The 19741-nt window shown below is 65.5% G+C and carries 21 protein-coding genes; all 21 read right to left on the bottom strand.

Annotated elements, in window-relative coordinates; all coding sequences use genetic code 11:
* Positions 1-22 precede the first annotated feature (22 nt).
* On the bottom strand, positions 23-568 hold the full coding sequence (locus tag E0H22_RS04020; RefSeq protein ID WP_151612077.1) for a S26 family signal peptidase: 546 nt from the start codon (positions 566-568) through the stop codon (positions 23-25).
* The gene (locus tag E0H22_RS04015) at positions 565-1086 is read right to left on the bottom strand and encodes a DUF2840 domain-containing protein (RefSeq protein ID WP_151612075.1); all 522 of its coding nucleotides are present in this window, start codon (positions 1084-1086) and stop codon (positions 565-567) included. The genes E0H22_RS04020 and E0H22_RS04015 overlap by 4 nt, the downstream gene beginning before the upstream one ends.
* Complete coding sequence (locus tag E0H22_RS04010) at positions 1083-1337, bottom strand: ribbon-helix-helix protein (protein ID WP_151612073.1); 255 nt, start codon at positions 1335-1337, stop codon at positions 1083-1085. Before E0H22_RS04010 ends, E0H22_RS04015 begins: the two co-directional genes overlap by 4 nt.
* Positions 1334-1972 carry a ParA family partition ATPase gene (gene parA / locus E0H22_RS04005; protein WP_151612071.1) on the bottom strand — a complete coding sequence of 213 codons (639 nt, stop codon included), beginning with the start codon at positions 1970-1972 and terminating at the stop codon, positions 1334-1336. Before parA ends, E0H22_RS04010 begins: the two co-directional genes overlap by 4 nt.
* The gene (locus E0H22_RS04000) at positions 1969-3129 is read right to left on the bottom strand and encodes a replication initiator protein A (protein ID WP_151612069.1); all 1161 of its coding nucleotides are present in this window, start codon (positions 3127-3129) and stop codon (positions 1969-1971) included. Before E0H22_RS04000 ends, parA begins: the two co-directional genes overlap by 4 nt.
* An 18-nt stretch (positions 3130-3147) precedes the next feature.
* Positions 3148-3429 carry a helix-turn-helix transcriptional regulator gene (locus E0H22_RS03995; RefSeq protein WP_151612067.1) on the bottom strand — a complete coding sequence of 94 codons (282 nt, stop codon included), beginning with the start codon at positions 3427-3429 and terminating at the stop codon, positions 3148-3150.
* Between the two features lie 139 nt (positions 3430-3568).
* Entirely contained in the window at positions 3569-4135 is a 567-nt protein-coding gene (locus E0H22_RS03990; RefSeq protein ID WP_151612064.1) for a DUF2285 domain-containing protein, read from the bottom strand.
* Entirely contained in the window at positions 4035-4286 is a 252-nt protein-coding gene (locus E0H22_RS03985; RefSeq protein WP_233026125.1) for a transcriptional regulator domain-containing protein, read from the bottom strand. Before E0H22_RS03985 ends, E0H22_RS03990 begins: the two co-directional genes overlap by 101 nt.
* Positions 4287-4454: 168 nt before the next feature.
* A complete protein-coding gene (locus tag E0H22_RS03980; RefSeq protein WP_151612060.1) occupies positions 4455-4721 on the bottom strand; it encodes a DNA -binding domain-containing protein in 267 nt (88 codons plus the stop codon).
* Positions 4722-4822: 101 nt separating this feature from the next.
* Positions 4823-5077, bottom strand: a complete 255-nt coding sequence (locus E0H22_RS03975; RefSeq protein ID WP_006022611.1) for a helix-turn-helix domain-containing protein — start codon at positions 5075-5077, stop codon at positions 4823-4825.
* 184 nt (positions 5078-5261) lie between these two features.
* On the bottom strand, positions 5262-5585 hold the full coding sequence (locus tag E0H22_RS03970) for a DUF736 domain-containing protein (RefSeq protein WP_006022612.1): 324 nt from the start codon (positions 5583-5585) through the stop codon (positions 5262-5264).
* A gap of 581 nt (positions 5586-6166) precedes the next feature.
* The gene (locus E0H22_RS03965; protein ID WP_006022613.1) at positions 6167-6607 is read right to left on the bottom strand and encodes a hypothetical protein; all 441 of its coding nucleotides are present in this window, start codon (positions 6605-6607) and stop codon (positions 6167-6169) included.
* A 132-nt stretch (positions 6608-6739) separates the two neighbouring features.
* Positions 6740-6907 (bottom strand): hypothetical protein, encoded by a 168-nt coding sequence (locus E0H22_RS03960; protein ID WP_006022614.1) that lies wholly within the window; start codon positions 6905-6907, stop codon positions 6740-6742.
* Between the two features lie 178 nt (positions 6908-7085).
* Positions 7086-7568, bottom strand: a complete 483-nt coding sequence (locus tag E0H22_RS03955; RefSeq protein WP_024338474.1) for a hypothetical protein — start codon at positions 7566-7568, stop codon at positions 7086-7088.
* Between the two features lie 55 nt (positions 7569-7623).
* Positions 7624-8547, bottom strand: coding sequence for a DUF2493 domain-containing protein (locus tag E0H22_RS03950; RefSeq protein WP_151612057.1), 924 nt, complete (start codon positions 8545-8547; stop codon positions 7624-7626).
* 309 nt (positions 8548-8856) lie between these two features.
* Positions 8857-9894 carry a DUF7146 domain-containing protein gene (locus E0H22_RS03945; RefSeq protein WP_192799970.1) on the bottom strand — a complete coding sequence of 346 codons (1038 nt, stop codon included), beginning with the start codon at positions 9892-9894 and terminating at the stop codon, positions 8857-8859.
* On the bottom strand, positions 9894-14207 hold the full coding sequence (locus E0H22_RS03940) for a strawberry notch family protein (protein ID WP_151612053.1): 4314 nt from the start codon (positions 14205-14207) through the stop codon (positions 9894-9896). The genes E0H22_RS03945 and E0H22_RS03940 overlap by 1 nt, the downstream gene beginning before the upstream one ends.
* Before the next feature lie 149 nt (positions 14208-14356).
* Positions 14357-14770, bottom strand: a complete 414-nt coding sequence (locus tag E0H22_RS03935) for a hypothetical protein (RefSeq protein WP_006022619.1) — start codon at positions 14768-14770, stop codon at positions 14357-14359.
* A gap of 166 nt (positions 14771-14936) precedes the next feature.
* Complete coding sequence (locus E0H22_RS03930) at positions 14937-17075, bottom strand: ParB/RepB/Spo0J family partition protein (protein WP_006022620.1); 2139 nt, start codon at positions 17073-17075, stop codon at positions 14937-14939.
* Between the two features lie 187 nt (positions 17076-17262).
* The gene (locus E0H22_RS03925) at positions 17263-18381 is read right to left on the bottom strand and encodes a DUF3800 domain-containing protein (RefSeq protein ID WP_151612051.1); all 1119 of its coding nucleotides are present in this window, start codon (positions 18379-18381) and stop codon (positions 17263-17265) included.
* 151 nt (positions 18382-18532) lie between these two features.
* Positions 18533-19726: a DUF932 domain-containing protein gene (locus E0H22_RS03920; protein WP_233024412.1), complete on the bottom strand. Its 1194-nt coding sequence runs from the start codon at positions 19724-19726 to the stop codon at positions 18533-18535.
* Positions 19727-19741 lie beyond the last annotated feature (15 nt).

Below are 19741 nucleotides of genomic sequence, written 5' to 3'. Positions count from 1 at the left end.
CGCTCCCGCCGACGGGAAGCGGTCAACGTGTCGGTGCGCGCCACGCGAAGCGGCCGGCGCCGTCCTCGTCGGTCCACAGCGGGACGGCGTGGCCGATGATCTGGTCGGTGGAGACCAGGCCGAAGTAGCGGCCGTCGAGGCTGTCGCGGACCTGCCAGTTCATGAGGAAGACTTCGCCGGTCTGGACGCGGCGGCAGCCCTGCCAGACGGGAAGATCGCGGCCGGCGCGATCACGTTCGAGCGCTGCGCCCACCTCGACACCGTCCACCGTGATGGTGAGGTTCGAGCGGCAAACGGTCTGCCCGGAGACGGCGAGGATGCGCTTCATCAGCGGCACGCCCTTGGGCAGATAGCCGCGCTCGGCGAGGAAGGTCGCGAGCGGTTCGGGTGCATCGACTGCGACAAGATCGGTGACGTCGAACGGCCCGTCGAAGTCGATCGAATAGAGGCCGATCGGCGCGCTCGCCGACGCGTTCCAGATCAGCTTGATCGGCATCGGCGTAAGGCCGGGATAGCCAACGCCAAGCGTGGCGAGTGTCGTCGCGAGGAGAAGCCCAGCGCGGCTCACGGCTCGGCCCTCCGGCGAGCCAAGAACGCGCGATGATGGTCGAGCGTGTAGGCGCGCGGCTCGTGTCCGGCGGTCAGCCGATTGTGGACGTGACGCCAATGATCGGGCGAGACCGCTTCGGGATCGATGCCGATGCGCTCGATCCCGTCGATCGCCTGCAGCACGCGCTCGACCTTGGGCCAGCTCTCGGCCTTCAGCAGGATGTCGCCACCCGGCCGCACGAAGGGCAGCGTCTGGTACGCATCGCCGCGCGACACCGTATGCACGATGTCGATGCGCGAGATGATCGTGCCGAAGTCATTCGAGGCCCAGCGGACGAAGGCGAAGACGGTGTCAGGGCGAAACGATAGGACACGCCGGCGCCGATCGAGGATCTGTTCGTGGGCGTGCGAACCGAAGCGGATCCAGTTCTCGATCTTCTTCTCGACCCAGGTCAGTTCGACATGGGTGAGATTGTCTTGTGGGAGCGTGGCCGGCGTCAGGCCGCCGCGCATGCGGGGGGCCGCGGCGCCGGTCATGAAGGGTCTCCTTCGGTCGGTGGGAATTCGCGCGCGAGCAGATCGCGCAGCATGTCGGCGACGGTGACGCCGCGCCGGAAGGCGGCGATCTTGATCCGTCCGCGCAGGTCGGGCGTGACGTCGATGGTCATGCGGGCGGTGAAGGCTTCACCGTCCGCCGCGCGCGCCGCGGGGGCATCGGCCGCCTTGATCCAGGCGTCAGGATTGGTTGGGCGCGCTGCGAAGCCGCGCCGTTCGGATCGCTCGCTCATGGCGCGATCCTTTCGATCTCGGTGACGAGCGCCGCGATCTCGCGCGCGGCGGGTCCGTTGTCGTCAATCTCGAAGGCGAGCCGGCCCGATTGCGCGGCGTCGGCGTAGATGACGCGCTGTCCGATCGCCGTGCGCAGCACTGGCGGATCGTGATCGGCGAGCGTCTCGGCCGTCTCGCGGGCGATCACGGTGCGAGCACCGCAGCGATTGAGGACGAAGCGGGCGCGAAGCTCCGGCCGATAGATGCGCGCCTCCGACAGGAGCGCCAGCATCTCGGCCGATGCCCAGCCGTCGAGCGGCGACGGCTGCACCGGGATCAATACCAGGTCGGCGGCGAGCAGCGCGGAGCGCATCAGCCCGGCGACGCGCGGCGGCCCGTCGATCACCACATGATCAACGTCACGCGCCAGTTCGGGAGCCTCACGATGGAGCGTGTCGCGCGCCAGGCCGACGACGCCGAACAGGCGCGGCGCGTGTTCGCGGGCGCGCTGCTGCGACCAGTCGAGCGCAGAGCCCTGCGGATCGGCATCGACCAGCGTGACTCGCTTTCCCTTACCGGCCCATTCGCCGGCGAGATGCAGCGCCAGCGTCGTCTTGCCGACGCCGCCTTTTTGATTGAGGAGCGCCACGATCATCGATGGCCTCCCGAGCGTGGACCGAAGGGAAGCCGCGGAGCGTCGGAGGACCTGTTTCTCGCTGTGTCGGTGTTGGTGAGAGCGGTGCTGCTTGTGCGCCGTTTGCCAGCGACGTTGAGTGCGTTCGCCGTCTGCCGCACGAGGTTTTCCACCTCCCGCGCGCGCTCTTCAAAGTTAGATTCTCTGTTAGATTCTAAGTTAGGGGCGCGATTTTCGGTTCTGCTGTCATGGGTTAGGCCCTGTTTCGGTTCCCGTTGGCACGAGGGACCGGTTCCTGATGGCACGCGCTTTCGGGTTCCCGATGGCACGAAGCCTTTCACAGCTTTTCCACAGGGCGGCGTCCGCTCGAAAGCGAGCAACGTCCGGCCGCCAGCCTCGATCTCCAGAAACAGCGTGTAGCCGGGAAGCGGCTGGCGGCGGATGATGTCGCGCAACTCGAAGGCGAAGCGTTTGAACGGCGACAGCGCGCCGGATTTCTGGTGGAGGTGGCGAAAGTCGAACCGCCAGCCATTGCGCTGTCGCCCGCCGTGCTTGCGCACCAGGCGATAGAGCCAGCGATCAAGTCCGCCCGTGAGATCGAAATAGGCCCTGTCGATCGTCAGCACGAGCGCGTCGTCGAGAACGGCCTGATAGAACCAGTCGGGCACGATCATCTCGATCCCGTCCGGCTTGCCGTTCCGGTTCGTGCGCTCCTTCCACTCGTTGATCCATGAGAAGCGGTGACGCCGGCCTTCGGCGGCTTGGCGGATCGAGGTGCTGACCGTCGTCGATTGCAGGCGGTCGAGCGCGGCCTTCAGGCGCTGGTAGTCGCGTAAGGATGTGCCACGGCCGATGAACTTGAGAATCTCATAGGGGGTGGCGGCCATCAGGCGTGAGGTGCGCAGGCCGGCGTCACGCGCCTCGACGATCTGGCTCGCAGCCCAGATCAGAATGTCGGCATCCCAGATGGTCGCCATGCCGTGATCGGGCACGGCTTCCACCCGGATCGACACATCGCCGGCGGCGAAGTCGATTGGGGTGACGCGATGGGACTTGGAGAGGGAGAAAAACGGATAAGCCATGAGATCCTGCGCGTCTCGGGCTGCGAACTCGCCGGGGAGCGCACGGAACAGATCGAGCTGCCCGCGCTCCGAGAGGGACTGGTGTCGCGCCGCCATTCGGGAATCCGGGGACGGTCAGCGTGCGTATCGTCCGGCATGTGCCGGCGGCGCGGGCGTGTGGCGCTTGGCCGGAAGCACGCTGCCGCGCGGATCGGAGGTGGAGGTGACGGCCCCGCGCTCGGCCCAGGCCTCGAGATCGTCGACGGCGTAGACGACGCGGCCGCCGAGCTTGCGATAGGCCGGACCGGTGCCGTAGGTCCGGTGCTTTTCGAGGGTGCGGGCCGATAGGCTGAGAAATTCGGCGGCTTCCTTGGTGCGCAGGAAGCGCGGCGGGAGAAGGGCGAGATCAGGTCGCATGAGAGGGCCTCCGTGGGTTCGTTGGGACCGCCGGGCAGCGGCGGGTAACGAAGGCCACGTTGGCGAAGCAGGACCGGCGAGATGCAGGGCGAATTCAGGGGGGCCTAAATTCGCCCACCAAGAGCCGAATGACGGCCAGCTAGGATTGCCGGCGATGACGAAGCAGCGTGCGATAGCCGCCCACGATCATGGCACGGGCATCTCGAATTAGGGATTTGACGGCGTGACGGGCGGAGGATGCCTGCCACTCATCGCGACCGAGAGCGCCGATCCGAAATATGACCTGCGCAATTTCTTGCTGGGTCGCGCCCGCGCGATGACCGTCGAAGGCTTGCAGCATCCGGCACAGCCGCGCGCGTTGCTGCCGTGTCAGTCGGGTGTCGGGCGGTATGGCGCGACCATGGAGGGCGGCGAGCAAGCGGGCGACCGATTCGAGCCGGTCGAAGCCTTCCTGCCCGAGCGGGATGAAGGCGCCGAAGGGTTTCGCGGGTCGTGTCGCGGAGGGATGAACAAGCGCGACGCGCTGGCCGTTTCCGAGATCGAGAGCCAGATGGGTCTCGTTGCCGGCGTCGATGCCGATGGCGGCGTCGAGCGTCGGTTGGGGGTCAGCGCTTGCGGATGGAATATCGGGAGGTGCGCCAAGAACGATGGCGCTTGTGTCTTCCTGGGGAAGCCAGATCACCCGCGCTTCGGGTGGTGCCTGCATCGGGTCTACCGGGAAATCGCAACCCCCACCGCTGCCCGATCCTGTCGGTCAGCGCGCCCAGCTCGCTTTCGTTGTCGCTGAGCGCTTGAAAATCTCTATCGTAGGATTCATTGCGACGCAGCCATTCCCACGCGACGTCGGACGCGGTCATGTCGGCGACATGGGCATAGCGTTCCGAGGAGCGCCAGCCGGAAGCATCTGGTGTCATCACGATCCTCCCTAGTCGTTGAACTTGTGGGAGAGTCAGGATTCCCGGCTGGGTTGTTCAGTGGAAGTCAGAGGACCGGCAAAGGGTGGTGCCGAAAAGGCATCGCGGCGATCACGGTGCCGAGCGTGCCAGGTCTCGATAGCCGTGCTCGGTCATCCACTGGGCGCGGGCGAGATGCGTGTCATGGATCTGGCGGCACCGGTGCGGTTCACGTGCCGGATCGAGGCCAAAGAGGATCTGGACGGCTTCGCGCCAATCAGCTCCGTCGCGCGAGGAATCGAGCAGGCGCAGATAGAGAACCATATGCTCGCGGTCATAGGCCGTGAGGGTCTGGCTGATCGGGGGCGCGTCGAGAAACGGCGGCATCGCGGATTCCATCAGGCGACTATATTCGCGCGGAAAGCATTCGTTAACACTCGTGCCCGGCATTACTGTGACAACGTGCGATGGATGGTGTGTGCCACGCGATCACGGCGCTGCTAACGCCTCGTCGGCCGGTCGTCCCGCTCATGGAGCAGCAGCACTCCTTCGCCCTTGTCGGTGGAAAGCAGGACGATACCGGCTGTTTCAAGCGCCCTTCGCACCTGATCGCGCGTCGACTCGTACACCTCTAATCCACTTTCGGACTCAAGGCGCTTGAGCGCGGTTAGCGATGTCCGGGCCTTGTCAGCGAGCGTCTCCTGTGTCCACCCCAGCAACGCGCGTGCGGCCCGCGATTGTCGGGCGGTGATCATGCATGATCACCTCCCACCGACGGACACACGCTTGCCAGAACTACGACTATAATAGTCGTTCTTTGCGCCCATTGCGAGGGTAATCGGCGTCTCAGGGCTGGCGGTGCCCTCGCCGGGCGGCCGAAGTGATTCGCGCTAGCAGTGGAAAGGCCCCGGCCTGTTGGGCCGGGGCCTTGCTCGGGGCTCAGTCGCCGCGGCGGGTCGGGCGGGACCAGATCAGCGAGTGGGTGTCGCCGTCCTCGTCGTCGAAGAGGTTGGCGTAGATGGGGGCGTTGAAGCTCGGATCGTCGAGCTTGAGGCCCAGATAGTCGCGGCCCTCGTTGGAGCGCTTGGACCAGGCGGCGCCGATTTCCGCGCGGCCGACCAGAACCCGGTGGCTGGGGGCGTTCTCGCCGGTGGCGCGGGTGTCGGGGACGATGCGCACGCCCTTGGCTTGGACGCTGAGGGTTACGATTTCGCCGGTGAACTCGTTCGAGCCGGTCTTCTTGAAGGTGCCGATGGTCGCCATTGTAAGTCTCCGTTTCGTTTTCGGGACCGCTCCATTGCGGCCTCGATGGCGATCGACAGGCCGGAGGCGACCGACGCCGCATCGCTTGCGACCGGAGCAACGCGGAGGATGGCAGGAACGACTTTGTTGTTTCGCGAGGAATGACGGCCTTGGCCGGCAGGGGAAGAAAGTCGGGACGCGCCGTTGCGGCATAGGCGGTCGAGGCGCAGCCGTCCTTCGGTCAGATCAGGCCATTGGAGAGGCCGTTCGGAGCGGTCTGGAGACAATCAGGAACGGAAGATCATGGCGACCCGGTCGCAACCAGCAGACGGCGCAAGCTGAAGATCATCTGCGACCCGTCCTCCCCTTGTACAGGCGAGGGTCGAGCTTTCGTTTCGAAGTCGGCCAGTGGAGATGACGCCCTCGACTTCGTGTTGCACCGTTCCCGCGCACAGAGGCGCCGAGCAGAAATCCGGGCGCTGTTGAGGCGGCCGCACGATGGGCTTCAGTCAGGTTCCGGTGACGCGGCTCCCTCTCCAACTGCACAACGCTGAGGGCTGAAACCCCCGACTGGTCGTCCCGGCGACGGTTCCGTCGTGGTGTCAGGCTGGTGCAATGCCCTGGCTGGACGGGCCGGTGCTTGCCATCCCAGCGACGCGCGCGAACGCGGTGACGCCGACCGCGACCGCACCGATGACGGAGAACACGAGCTGCCAGGTCTCCGACGGCATGGTGTGTTTCACGATGCCATGCGTGGCGTGGAAGCCGGCGATCGCCGCGGGTGCGACAAATGCCAGCGCGATCAGCAGGCGTGCCCAGAGCGGGCGGACAATTCCAAGCAAGAGCTGCCCCACGCCCAACGTCAGGCCGGCGCCGAGCATGCCGATAAGGATGGCGCCGAGCCAGCCCGCGCCAGTGTCATAGGCCCAGGTGCCGGCGGTCACGCCCGCGAAGAATGGCAGTGCGAACACCGCGAGCGTGAACAGCAACCAGCACAAGATGCCGATGGCTGCGAAGGATAGGACAATGCCGAGGATAATCATGGTGGTGTCTCCGAAAGAGCAAATTCTGACGGTCGCGCCTTCCACCACCACCACGGCGCATAGCAAAAGCTGTGCTCCGTCGGGAGCGGAAACCGCAGGGGTCTCCGCGTCGCCTGGAAGGGTGGCGCGCCGTCATGGCGCGAAGGGATCGACCTCGTGGACGATCTCCGAGACGTCGCCGTCGTATTCGTTTGCGGGTGTCACCGAGAGAGTGCCGTCGCCCGCGCGGAAGATGACGATGACGGCCATCAGCGTGGTGGCGAGGCTGAAGGCGAAGGCGTGTGCGTCGGGGAAGGACATCGATCCGGCTCCTGTTTCGAGCGGAGGACCATCCCCCCGCTGACAGGCGCCCGATGTGTTCGGCCGATGGCCGCAATCACCGCGCAGGCAACGCCGGCGCGGCGGCACGCTATGCGTAGTCCGACCCTTTACGGGTTGATGGCGTCAGGCCATCGGCTGGACCAAGGACCAGCGCCATTCAGCGGGGAGTGGTCTTCTCCGGGCTGGGAGCCGAGTCGATGTGGCCGTGACGTTGGTGAAGCCGTACTGTCTGCGCGAGCTGCCGTGCGACCTCACCTGCGTCATCCGCAAAGCCTGGTGGCCATTTCCTCGACGGCTCGCGCTGAAACCCGCCACGCTGAAAATGCGGATGGAGGTGGCTGATAATCCACTCGATGCGTGAAGGAGGCACCAAGCCGGCTTGAGCCGAATAATGGAGTGCCTTGGCGAGATCGTGCCCGATGTTCGCGCGGTTCCAAACATCATCGGTCGCGACGTTAAGCAGATAGGATTTGAGGAGGAGTTCGATGGCAATTGCAATCGCATGAAGGGCTTGATTGTCGAATCCTTGATCCGCCGCCCATTCGGCGGCTGCAGCCTTCACGGTGGCATTCTCCAGGAAAACCGCAGCGAGAACGGCGTCCGAACGTGCCGGTTTCGGGAGTGGCTTCAGTCGCTGCATTCGTTGCGTTATGCCATAGGCTTGGCCGTTTAGCAGGTGCCCGATGCGGCGGCGCTTACGCGCCGCCGAATTTCCACACCGGGATGCCGAGCTTCTTGGCTTTGTCGGCGAGGTTGTCATTGATGCCGGTGCCGGGGAAGTGCAGCACGCCCTTCGGCAGGATTTGCAGCATCTCGTCATTGCGTTTGAAGGGTGCTGCCCGGCCGTGCTTCGTCCAGTCGGGTGCAAAGCCGATCTGTGGGACATTGCGATTCCTGGCCCAGAGAGAAGCGATCTTCTCGGCACCCTTCGGCGACTTGCCGTGGATCAGCACCATGTCGGGGTGCTTTTCGTGGACCTGGTCGAGCTTGGCCCAGATCAGACGATGATTGTCGAAATCGAGCCCGCCGGTGACGGCGATCTTGGGGCCAGGCGGCAGGAGCACTTCCTGCTCGGCACGCTTCTTCGCCATGATGAAGTCGCGGCTGTCGATCATCGCCGAGGTGAGGTTGCGATGATTGACCTTCGATCCGGACCGCGGGAGCCATGCTTTGCCGACCTGGCGTTCGTAGTGCTCGGCGGCCTGGTCGCGCATCAGTTCGAAGGCGGTCTGACGTTCGACCAGCGTCTTGCCCTCGGCGATCAGGCGCTCGAGGTCGACTGACTTCACTTCGCTGCCGTCCTGTTCGCGCTGGGAGCGCTTTTGGGCCTGCTCGTTGTCGTCGAGCTCGCGGTTGATCCGTTCGGTGGCGCGATGAAAGACGTTCACGGTCGACCAGAGGAGATCGTCGAGGTCGGGTTCGAGGCGCGTATCCTCCAGGGTCACGATCAGGGCGTCGAAGATGTCGGCGATCGCGCCCGCGACCTCGTTGCCGTCCGGCAGAAGCCGCTGATCGGGTTCGTCGGCGAAAGGCCGGTAGCCGTGGAGCTGCAATTCGTTGAGGACGTGGTCGGTCGGTGAGGATTCGTGGTGCGGTTCGTAGTCGTCGTGATCGCGCATCGGATGCTCCGTCGGTTGGACCGCGACCGTCGCGGCCTTCATGGCGACGAAGCCCACCGGCGGGACGGCGCTGCACCCGGAGCGCAAGCGAGGGGCCGGAGCGTCAGCGGAGGATGGTGGAGGCCGGCTATTTTGCCTCGCGATGGAAAGCGGCCCCTTGGGGCCGCGCCGGAAAATAGTCGGCCGCAGCCATTGCCGCGCCGGCCAGCCTGTGGGCCGATCGCCCTCTCGAAGGCCGAGGCGCGGTCCTCTCCGATCCCCTGCATCTGAGCGAGTACGGCGGCGGGGCCGTTGCCGCTTCCTTACCGACTATGCCGCCAGCGCCATGAAGCGCGCGACGTCCTGCGGCCCGAGCTGCACCCGTATCTGGCCGCGGAGGGTCGCGAATCCGAGGGTGCGCAGATCCTCGTTGAAGTCGCCGAGTTGCGGCGAGATGACGATCGCCTCGATCCCGACCGCGTTCGCCCGTTCGATCAGGCTATCACGCGCACTATCGCCCGCCGGATCATCATCGCGCAGGATGTAGAGCCGCCGCAGCGTGTCAGGGAACAGGATGGCGGCGAGATGTGCTGCGGAGAGCGCCGCCAGCATCGGCATGTTGGGCACGACCTGTCGGACCGAAAGGACCGTCTCGATGCCTTCGCCGGCCGCCATGACCTCGCCACCGACGCCAAAGCGGACCGCGTTGCCGAGGAGATCGCCCATCGCCCGACGCGGGGTGTCGAGCGGCGCTTTGTCCAAGCGCTGGGGGTCGAGCCAGGTGCGATGCGCCCCGGTGATCCTGCCGGCAAGGTCGGTGACCGCCGCGATCATGGCGGGCCATGTCTTGGTCGGCGCGTGCTCGTCAGGACGATAATAGCAGCGCGGGTGGAAATACAGATTTCCGGTTCTCCGGAGATCCGTAATGCCGCGTTGCCGCAGATACGCCGCTACGATCGTGCCTGGAATCGGCTGCGACATGCGGATGAGACGCCGAGCGGCTTCGGGCGATCCATGCGGTGCAGGCGCCAGGGGCTGGAACGCGGACTGCTCCGGTTCCGGCGGCGGCATGCTGAGGAAGACCCGGGCCTCGTCAGCGACATCCTTGAAGTCGATGAGGCCGCAGCTCTCGCGAATCACGTCGAGGAGGTCTCCATGCTCGCCGGTAGCGGCGTCAGTCCATTTCCCGGCGGGGCCTTTGGGCGAGTCCTTGAGCCGGACGTACATCGAGCGGCCCTTGGTGTTGCGGGCGTCGCCCACCTGCCAGTAGTTGCCCTGACGGTGGCCATTGCTGAGATAGCGGCGGCACACCGCCTCGGCCTGTCGGCCGAGACGTTGTGCGAGATCGGATGCGTCGAGACGGGCCATCACGCTGCCTCCCGCTCGCCGACGCGCTGGATCGGGTAGGTGTCGATCAGCTTGCCGATGATGGTCGCGCCGTCCGCGCCGACGGGCACGAAGAAGCGGAGCTTCCACGAGATGATCTCGCTGAAGAGGCCAAAGGCGCGCAGGCGCTCGCGCATCGCGTCGGTGAAGCCGGAGAGTTCGATGCGATCGGCGCCCATGACGCGCACGCGGCGGAGTTGGAGGCATTCGGCGAGATCGAGGATTGTCTTGCCCTCGATGAGCGCGGCATAGGCATGGTCGGCGGACAGGTTCGTCGTTCCGACTGTCGTGGCGTTGGCGACCCATGCGGGCGACACGCGGCGGCCGATGATCCGTTCCCCGTCATCGGTCTGGAGCCGATAGACACGGCTCGACTCGTTGGGCAGCCGCTTCCAGATCGGCAGCAGCAGGCCAGCGACGATGTGGATCGTGGAATCGGAATAGGCTGGCACCTCCGCGATCTCGGCGTTCCAGGCGGCGGTGAACTCGGCGCGACTGGCGGCGATCCAATGGCTTTCGTCCATCATGCGGATGGAGGCGTGATGCTGCTCCATCGGCCGGATCAGCCGCACGCGGCGTTCGATCTCCCCGTCGTCGAGCATCAGCGAAGGCGCTGGAAGCTGAACGGCGGCGCGGTGGGAGCGCTCGTTGACCAGCAACTTGGCGGCCGGATCGTCGAGCCAAGCCATCGCCTCCTCGGCGGTCATCGGCCGGTTGCGCTCGCGCTGTTGGATGGTCAGCAGGCTGGTTTCCGCGCCGGTGCCGGGATGGGTGTAGATGGTCTGGCGATCGGTGACGACGAAGCTCTCCGCGCGCAGCGTCTCCAGTCCGATGTCGTAGATGCCGGCGGCGATCGCGCCCTCGACCTTGGCGGTCAGGAGCTGTTCGAAGGCGGCGAACAGGACGTCCTGCAGGTCGATGGTGAGCGCCAGGAGGCGATTAAGAAAGGTCGTGATCGGCGGCAGCTCGTCCTTGATGCCGTTGTCGTCCATCAGCTTCAGGCCGGTCGTGTCCTCAAACCGCTGGAGTGAGCATCCCTCCACCTTGCCGCGCACGATCAGGATATAGAGCTGGCGCAAGGCATCGCGCGCATAGTGGCTCTCGAGATTGTCCTCGGGCCGGAACAGGCCCTGGCCGCCGGTCTGGCGCTGGCCGCGCGTGATCGCGCCGAGCGTGTCGAGCCGGCGCGCGATGGTCGATAGGAAGCGCTTCTCCGCCTTCACATTGGTCGCGATCGGACGGAAGAGCGGCGGCTGCGCCTGGTTGGTGCGGTGGGTGCGGCCGAGGCCCTGGATCGCGGCGTCGGCTTTCCAGCCCGGCTCAAGCAGATAGTGGACGCGAAGCCGCGTGTTCCGCGCCGACAGCTCCGCATGGTAGCTGCGGCCCGTACCGCCGGCATCGCTGAACACGAGCACGCGCTTCATGTCGTCCATGAAGGCCTGGGTCTCGGCGAGATTGGCGGACGCCGCGCGGGTCTCGACCACAAGGCGCTGTCCCTTGCGCACGATACGACGCGAGCGGCCGGTGACCTCGGCCACCATGTCCGCGCCGAAGTGCTGGACGATCTGGTCGAGCGCGCCAGGGACCGGCGGAAGGCTCGCCAGCTTCTCGATCAGCTCTGTGCGGCGGGCGACCGCCTCGCGGCTCTCGACCGGCTGGCCGTCGCGAAAGACCGGACGCGAGGACATATTGCCCTCGCCGTCGGTGAAGAGCTCGTAGAGCTGCACCGGGAAGGAATGGGCGAGATAATCGAGGACATATTCGCGGGGCGTGATGTCGACGCGAATGTCATTCCACTCCTCGGTCGGAATTTCGGCCAAGCGCCGTTCCATCAGTGCCTCGCCGGTCGAGACGATCTGGATGACCGCGGAATGCCCAGCCTCCAGGTCCGCCGCGATCGAGCGGATCAACGTCGGCGTCTTCATCGAGGTCAGCAGATGACCGAAGAAACGCTGCTTGGCGCTTTCGAAGGCGGAGCGCGCGGCGGATTTGGCCTGGCGGTTCAATGTCCCGGTCGAGCCGGTGATGTTGGCCGCCTCCATGGCCGCATCGAGATGGTTGTGGATGATGGCGAAGGCGCCGGCATAAGCATCGTAGATGCGCCGCTGCTCGGCGGTCAGCTCGTGCTCGACCAGCTCATATTCGACGCCGTCGAACGACAGCGATCGGGCGGTGTAGAGGCCGAGCGCGCGAAGGTCGCGGGCAAGCACCTCCATCGCCGCGACGCCGCCGGCCTCGATCGCCTCGACAAACTCGGCGCGGGTCGAGAAGGGAAAATCGTCGCCACCCCACAGGCCCAGGCGCTGCGCGTAGGCAAGGTTCTGGACCGTGGTGGCGCCGGTCGCCGAGACATAGACGACGCGAGCATCGGGCAAGGCGTGTTGCAGGCGAAGCCCTGCGCGCCCTTGCTGCGAGGGCGTGACATCGCCGCGTTCTCCCTTGCCGCCGCCAGCGTTCTGCATCGCGTGCGCCTCGTCGAAAATGATCACTCCGTCGAAATCGGAGCCCAACCATTCGACGATCTGCTTGACCCGCGAAACCTTCTCGCCGCGGTCGTCGGAGCGCAGCGTGGCATAGGTTGTAAATAGGACGCCCTCCGGCAGCGTGATCGGCTTGCCCTGCGGGAAGCGCGAGAGCGGCGTGACCAGCAGGCGCTCCATGCCGAGTGCGGACCAGTCGCGCTGCGCATCCTCAATCAGCTTGTCGGATTTGGAGATCCAGACCGCCTTGCGCCGGCCCTGCATCCAGTTGTCGAGCACGATGCTGGCCGACTCGCGCCCCTTTCCGACGCCGGTGCCGTCGCCGATGAAGAAGCCGCGGCGGAAGCGGACGACGCCGTTTGCATCATCGGCGGCGGCCGCCACGACATCGAAAGTGTCGTCGATGGTCCAGGAACCTGCGAGAAAATCGGAATGGGCTTCGCCCGCGAAGATCAGGGTTTCGAGCTGGGAGTCTGAGAGCGAGTCCATGATGGTCGCTGGCAGCGTCGGCCGATAGCTCGGCTTGGGCGGGGCGACCGAGGCCATGGCGGCGGATTGCACGAGCTTGGTGGGATGGGCCTGAGAGCCGGGAATACGGATCGTCTGCAATCCGTATTGCTCGTAGATCGCGTCGCTGAGGCGGGCGCCCTCGGCCGGGGTCCAGTCGACGGTCTCATAGGCGAGCGGCACGCCCTCGGGATCGGCGAGGCCCACGCGGGTCGCCGATGTCGCCGCGGTGCGCGCGAGATAGCCGCGAACGGTGCGCGGCGTGGCGCCGGTCGGCATGACCTGAACAGCAGGCGCGACAGCCAGGCGCGGCGGCACATGCTCGGCGATCCACGTCATCAGCGTGGCGATGTCGGGAGCGGTGCCGGGGGACGCCGGAAATGCGGATGGCTCGTCGGCCGGGATCTTGTCGATCACGGTCAGCCGGGTTTCGACGGTCGTGCCGTGCTTGGCATAGACTGAGCCATGGACGGCGGCGGTGAACACGACGCGGCCCCTCTCCTGCAGGCGGACGAAGGCGTCGCGCCAGGCCGGTATGTCGGGGCCGAAATTCGCGCCGGTGATCGCGACCAGGCGCCCGCCATCGGCGAGCCGCGCGAGCGCGGATGCGAGATGGCGATAGGCTGCGTCGGCGACACGCCCCTCGACATTGGCGAGGACCGAGAATGGCGGGTTCATCACCACGATTGTTGGGACGGTCGCCGGGTCGAGATGATCGTCGATCTGGGCTGCGTCGAAGCGGGTCACGGGAATGGCCGGAAAGAGGGAGGAGATGAGTGCGGCCCGGGTTTCGGCGAGTTCGTTGAGGACAAGCGTGCCGCCGGCGATCTCGGCGAGGATGGCGAGCAGGCCGGTGCCGGCCGATGGTTCGAGCACGCGATCGGCGGGTGTGATGGCGGCCGCAGTGATCGCGGCCAGGCCGAGCGGGATCGGCGTCGAGAATTGCTGGAAGGCCTGCGCCTCCTCGGAGCGGCGCGTGTGGGTGGGCAGAAGTCCCGCGATCTTGCCGAACAGAGGAACCGCCGCAGCCGGAGACCCGGCTTTGCGCAAAAGCGCCTTTCCGTATTTGCGGAGCATGAGGACGGTTGCGGCTTCGCAGGCGTCATAGGCGTCCTTCCAGTCCCAGGCGCCGGCAGTATCGGACGCGCCGAAGGCGGTCTCCATGGCGGTGCGCAAGACCGCGGCGTCGATGCGCTCGCCGCGCTCGATGTGAGGAAGGAGGAGAAGTGCCGCGGCATGGATGGCGGCAGCGTCGGTCGGCTGATCGGCGGCGGTCGGCAGCGCCGCCGCAAGGGTGTGAGCATTCATGGGAGACGTCCTCGGGAGAGCGGAGCGGGAAAGCCCGCCGGCGCTCTCTCTCGGACCGGACGGGCTCAAACCCGTCCCGGCCTTCCTCTCGCTCTCAAGGGGCGCGGCCCGGCCGCGCCATCAAGCGACAGACAATGGTCTCGATGATGTCAGGCACCATCGCCGCCATCGATCACCTCGGCGAGCCAACCGTTGGTATAGATCCACGCCACAGTTTCGCCGGTCGCGAGATCGAGGACATGCGCGCCGCCACCGAAGCCATCGAGACGCGGCCGGGAGCAGGTGTTGGCGTACTGAAAGCCCCATCGGCCGGTGAGGTGGAATTCGGCGGCGCAGCGTATGACGAACTGGATCAGCCGTTCGGGATCGCCGGTGACATCGTCGCGCATCCAGAGTTTGGAGCCGCCATGCTCGGGCTGGATGGACAGGAGGAAGCCATCGGACGGCGGTTCCTCGGATGCTCCGTCCTCGGACAGTTGGTTGTAGAGATCGAGCGCGCGGGCAGCGGTCTCGGGCGTGCCGACATCGAGCAGGCATGAGAAATGGGTGAAATAGTCGGCCATGAGGCCACTCCCGGAGAGCAGGGAACGGGAGAGCCGGCAGGCGCTCTCTCCTCCATGTCCGGCTCGCCACGTCCGGGCCAAACTCTCCCTCTCGATCGGCGCGCATGAAAAAAGCCCGACGCCCCCGAAGGGACGCCGGGCCCGTCAAGTCAGATGAGGACCGCCGTCACTCCGCGGCGGCGAGGTGCCGTTCCTCCTCATCATCGGTGTTGGTCTCCTCGTCATCGCCGTCGAGGAAGTCCGGCAACGCCTCGTCGCCCTCGCCAGAGTCCGCCTCGGTGCTTTCGGCATCGGCGCCGGAATTGCGCAGCGGTTCGGGCAGCCAGCCCGTCTCGGCGAGGAGACGTTCGGCTTCGGTCGCCATGTCGCCCTTCTTCAGATGTGCGATGAGTTGGGCGGCGCGCTCGCCGGCGCCTTCACGCACCGCTTCGAGGATGCGGGGCTTGGTGACGCGGCCGAGATAGTTGGCGACGGTCGGCCGCCACCCGGCTTCGGCCATGTCGAGCCCGACCGCCAGCGACAGGCGATCGGCTTCGGCGATGCGCTGTTCGACACTATGCGCCGAGACACGGCCACCGTAGCGATCGGCCCGCTCATAAAGCGCATTGACGCCGAACGAAGCGCAATGGGCGAAGAGTTCGGCCTGTTCGGGGCCAGTCAGTGCGGCCAGCCCATCCCAGAGATCAGCGACTTTGGCCGGGAGCCGTTTGCGCCAGCTATCGTGCCGGGCCTCGATCGCCTTGGCATAGACGCTGTCACGAAGCCCTTCGGGCTGCGAATGGAAGGTCGTGCCCCGCACGCTGACCTCCATCGCGAAGCCGTACTGGCTGCCGCCGTAGAACACGTCCTGGCAGAACTTGTGCAGGACGGCGACGAAGGCGACCGAGGGATCGGTGGCGAGCTTGTCGCGGAGCGCGAGGGTGCGATCGGCGGTCAGCTCCGTGATCAGTCGATCGGGGAGCGGCTTGATCGTGTCGTCCTCGTCCTCCTCCTCGGGCTCGGCAGGTTTGCCGCAGATGGTGATGACCGCGCGCTGGACCGAAGGCGACGCCGGATAGTCAGCGTCATCGTCGCCGCCATCCTGCTCTTCACCCTCGCCATCGCCCGCCTGGTTGGCGATCTCGTCCTCGGGTCGGACATAGCCGCGGTCGATCGACAGCGTGCCGTCGGCGTCCAGGCTGACGAAGACCCCGGCGATCGCGATGTCGGCGGGTTCGTAGTGGACCGGCCGCTCGTCGAAGCTGGCGAGCGCGGTTTCGATTTCGCCAAGGCGCTGATCGATCTCGTCCGGCAACTCGTCGGCGTTCTCATATTCGGCCTCCAGCTTGGCGCACTCGGCGTTGAGCGCCTCGATGGTCGCCTGTTCGTCAGCCGTCAGGTCGAGCGGCGTGCCCACGATCTCGCGCAGGCCGTGGGTGGCGCCATAGGGGAAGCTCATCGCCACCTCGATCCATTTCCAGCCTTCGCCGGCGATCGCTTCGGCGGAGGCTTTCAGCTTGTCGGCGACCAGGCGATCGAGCAGCGCAGGATCCTGCAGCCAGCCGCCGTCGTCATCCTGGAAGAGATCGCGCAGCACGCAGCCGCCGTTGGTTTCATAGGCATCGATGCCGACGAATACGGCCCGCTTGTCGGATGCGCGGACGGCGGTCTCGGTCAGCATGCGCCGGATCTGGTAGGGTTCCCTCTGCCAGCTATTGCGAACCGACTCCCAGACCTGCTCCTGACGCGCATGATCGTTGGTGACGGTGAAGGCCATGAGCTGTTCGAGCGTGATGCCGTCCTCGGCATAGATATCGAGCAATGACGGCGAGACGGCCGCGAGGCGAAGCCGCTGCTTCACGACCTGGACGGACGCGAAGAATGCAGCCGCAATCGCCTCCTCGGTCATGCCCTTCTCGCGCATCGCCTGGAACGCGCGGAACTGGTCGAGAGGATGCAGCGGGGCGCGTTCGATATTCTCGGCCAGCGACACCTCGTCGACGAGGATGTCGGCATTGGCGTCCGACACCACGCACGGCACCTTGGAGGTCTTGGTGAGGCGCTTCTGCTTGACGAGGAGCTGCAGCGCGCGGAAGCGACGCCCGCCCGCCGGCACTTCGTACATGCCGGTTTCCTGGCCGTCGGCATCGAGCACCGGCCGGACGTGGAGGGACTGGATGAGACCGCGCCGGGTGATCGACTCGGCCAGCTCGTCGATCGAGACGCCAGCCTTGACGCGGCGGACGTTCGACTGGCTCAGCACCAGCTTGTTGAAGGGGATGTCCTGCGCCGACGACAGGGTGATCTTCTGAATGGCAGTTGCCATGAGACTTACTCCGCGACGGGCGCCGAAAGCCTCTCTCTCGACCCTAAACCCGTCACGAAGCGAAGCACCGCCCTCTCACTCTAGGAGGGCAGCGACACCATCAAACGCCATCGGTAAGGTCACTGCCAGAACCGGCGATGATCCCGCGCCAGTCCTTCGTATTCGCCCATGACGGCTTGATGCCGCCCTAGAAATTCGAGCGCGGTTCGATGCCGAGGAAGCGGATCATGTTGTCGGGCGCGACGAAGTTGACACCCGAACCCAAGCTGCGGTCGCCTGTTGCGACGAGGCGGCGGAAAATCGCTACCTTGTCAGGATGCATGGGGGCGCCGCCCCACACAGCGTCCTGTACATATCGCGCGATGAAACCGGCGAGGACGTCGGCGACCTGAATGCCGATAGAATCGTGCGATCGCTGGAATTGCAGGTCGGCCGCCTGCGAGAATTCGAAGTCGGCCGTCTGCAGGGGCAATTTCACGCCAAGCTGCGCCAGGTCCTCTGCGAGCTTCTTGTTGTGCAGAAGAATGTCTCCGAACTGCAATTGCTCGTCGTGGAACAGCGTCACGCCGGAAACCTGCTTTCGCGCGAAGCGATTGATCCGGGCGTAGATGTTGGTGAACGATGTCAGGTTCGGCAGAACCCAGAGCAGCTTCCCGGCGGGATTCTTGTCGGGAATCGGTAATGCCCGCTCGACGGCCTTGGCTTTCGGCAGCTTGCGGAAGTCCTTCAAGCTGTCGCGCGCAAAACGGATGATCCCCGCCGCCACGTCAGTAGGCGGAACTCCGCTTCCCTGCGCCCACCGAATTATTTGCTTGTAAAGTTCGCGTATTTCCGCGTGGTCTCTGCTTTGGCAACATGCGGCAAAGGCGTGAGCCAGCTCGGGAGGTGCATATAGCGCCATGTAGTTCGCCATAACGCCCTTCATCCAAAGGGCGCCAGGTTGAGTGTCGCATTCCCCCACATAGGGCACCACCATTCGCTCGATGATGTTCACGACAACGAAGAAGTGCTTGTCGACAAGCTCGATAAAGATTGGGGCGCGGCGCGTCTCAAGGAGGTCCAGAAGATCAAAGATGAAGCGCGGCTTGTCATAAGCCTGTTTTGATTTGAGCTCCGACGACTGGATGCGGTGCGCCTTTTTTAGTGCGCCCAATTTATCGGTGAAGTCCTGGTCGAGCGTGCAGCCGAATGCAGCCAAGGCGAACATGCGCTGTTCGACGAAGTAGGAGTCGATTTTGACCGTGCTCAGGTCGCCGGTATTGCCGCTTTCATCGATGTAATATTCCGCAGGCGCCTGCTCTACCATTCTGTATCCAGTCGCTCGTTTGGCGATTGTGCTCCATGCCGCACCACTGAATAGGTGACCTGGATCTGGGCCACAAGACAGCCCGGAAACAGTATGGCTAGGGGACGCAAAGCCGGAGACACGGACAACCGCATCTCCGGCATTGCGGGGATCAGGCGGCGCGATCGAGCAGCTTCTTGGCCTTGCCTTCGAGCTCGAGCCGCGCGTCCTGGTGGGGCTTGTCGCGCGCGACGGCGGTGATGCCCTGGACGAAATCGAAGATGCTTTCCGGCGGGCGGCCTTCCTCGGCCAGCACCGCGTCGATGATTTTGCCCGTCTCGGCTTTCGAGAAGCCGCGGCGGCGCAGGAATTCGGTGCGCTCTTCGTCCTTGTGCGCGACGATGCGTTCGCGCGCCGCCTTGATGCCGGTGATGAACGGCTGCGGTGAGGAGTCCGCGAAGCTGAGCAAGGCCGGCGCCGCCTCATGGGCGAAGCGCGAAGCGGCGTATTTGGAATGGCGGATGGAGATCTCCTCGAAATCTTCGACGCCCCACAAATTGCGATTCTGGCACACGGCCCTGAGATAGAAGGACGCGATACCAAGGGTCTTGGCGCCCACTTCGCTGTTCCAGGCATAGAAGCCCCTGAAATAGAGATCGGGCGATCCATCCGCGAGCTTGCCGGCTTCGATCGGATTCAGATCGTCGACGAGGAAAAGGAAGACGTCGCGATCGGAAGCGTAGAGCGTCGTGGTGTCCTTGGTGATGTCGACGCGCGGATTATAGACGCCGGTCGACCAGTCGAGGACACCGGGCACTTTCCAACGGGTGTCGCCGGTGCCGTTGCCGGCGATGCGCTGCACGGCTTCGACCAGCTCGTGGTCGTAGATCCGGCCGTAGTCGGGGCCGGTCACGGCGCGCAGCTCGACGCGGCCGTCGTCGGTCTCGAGGGTCTTGATCTGCTCGGCGCGGTGGGCGGTCAGCCCATATTGCAGGTTGATGCCGGCGAGCGCGGCGGGGAGCTGCCGCAGATAGGCGGCCGGCGCGCCGACCTGGCTCGCGAGCTGACCGAAACTCCAGTGCGTCGGAGCGATGGGCTTGTCGGCGCCTGGTAGGATCAGGGCAAGCCGTTCGGGATCGGTGCGGCTGGCTTCGACATGGATAAGCGCGGATTCGACAACGCGCGTTCGGCTGCGCTCGGTGCGCTCGCGGACGGTCCGGCCGAGTTCGGCGAGCGAGAGATAGCGCTCGTCGTCGGGTCGCGAGAACCACTCCGAGGAAACCCGACCGATGCGCTCGCCGCGGTTGACGTCCACCTTCCAGCCGCCACTCACGTCGCGCCGGGCATCGAGAACCTGCATGTTCATGGGATCAAACTCCAT

Source organism: Rhodopseudomonas boonkerdii, from assembly GCF_021184025.1.
Taxonomy (GTDB): domain Bacteria; phylum Pseudomonadota; class Alphaproteobacteria; order Rhizobiales; family Xanthobacteraceae; genus Tardiphaga; species Tardiphaga boonkerdii.
The sequence above is the reverse complement of the archived record's forward strand: the minus strand, read 5'-3'. Positions and strand labels throughout refer to the sequence as shown.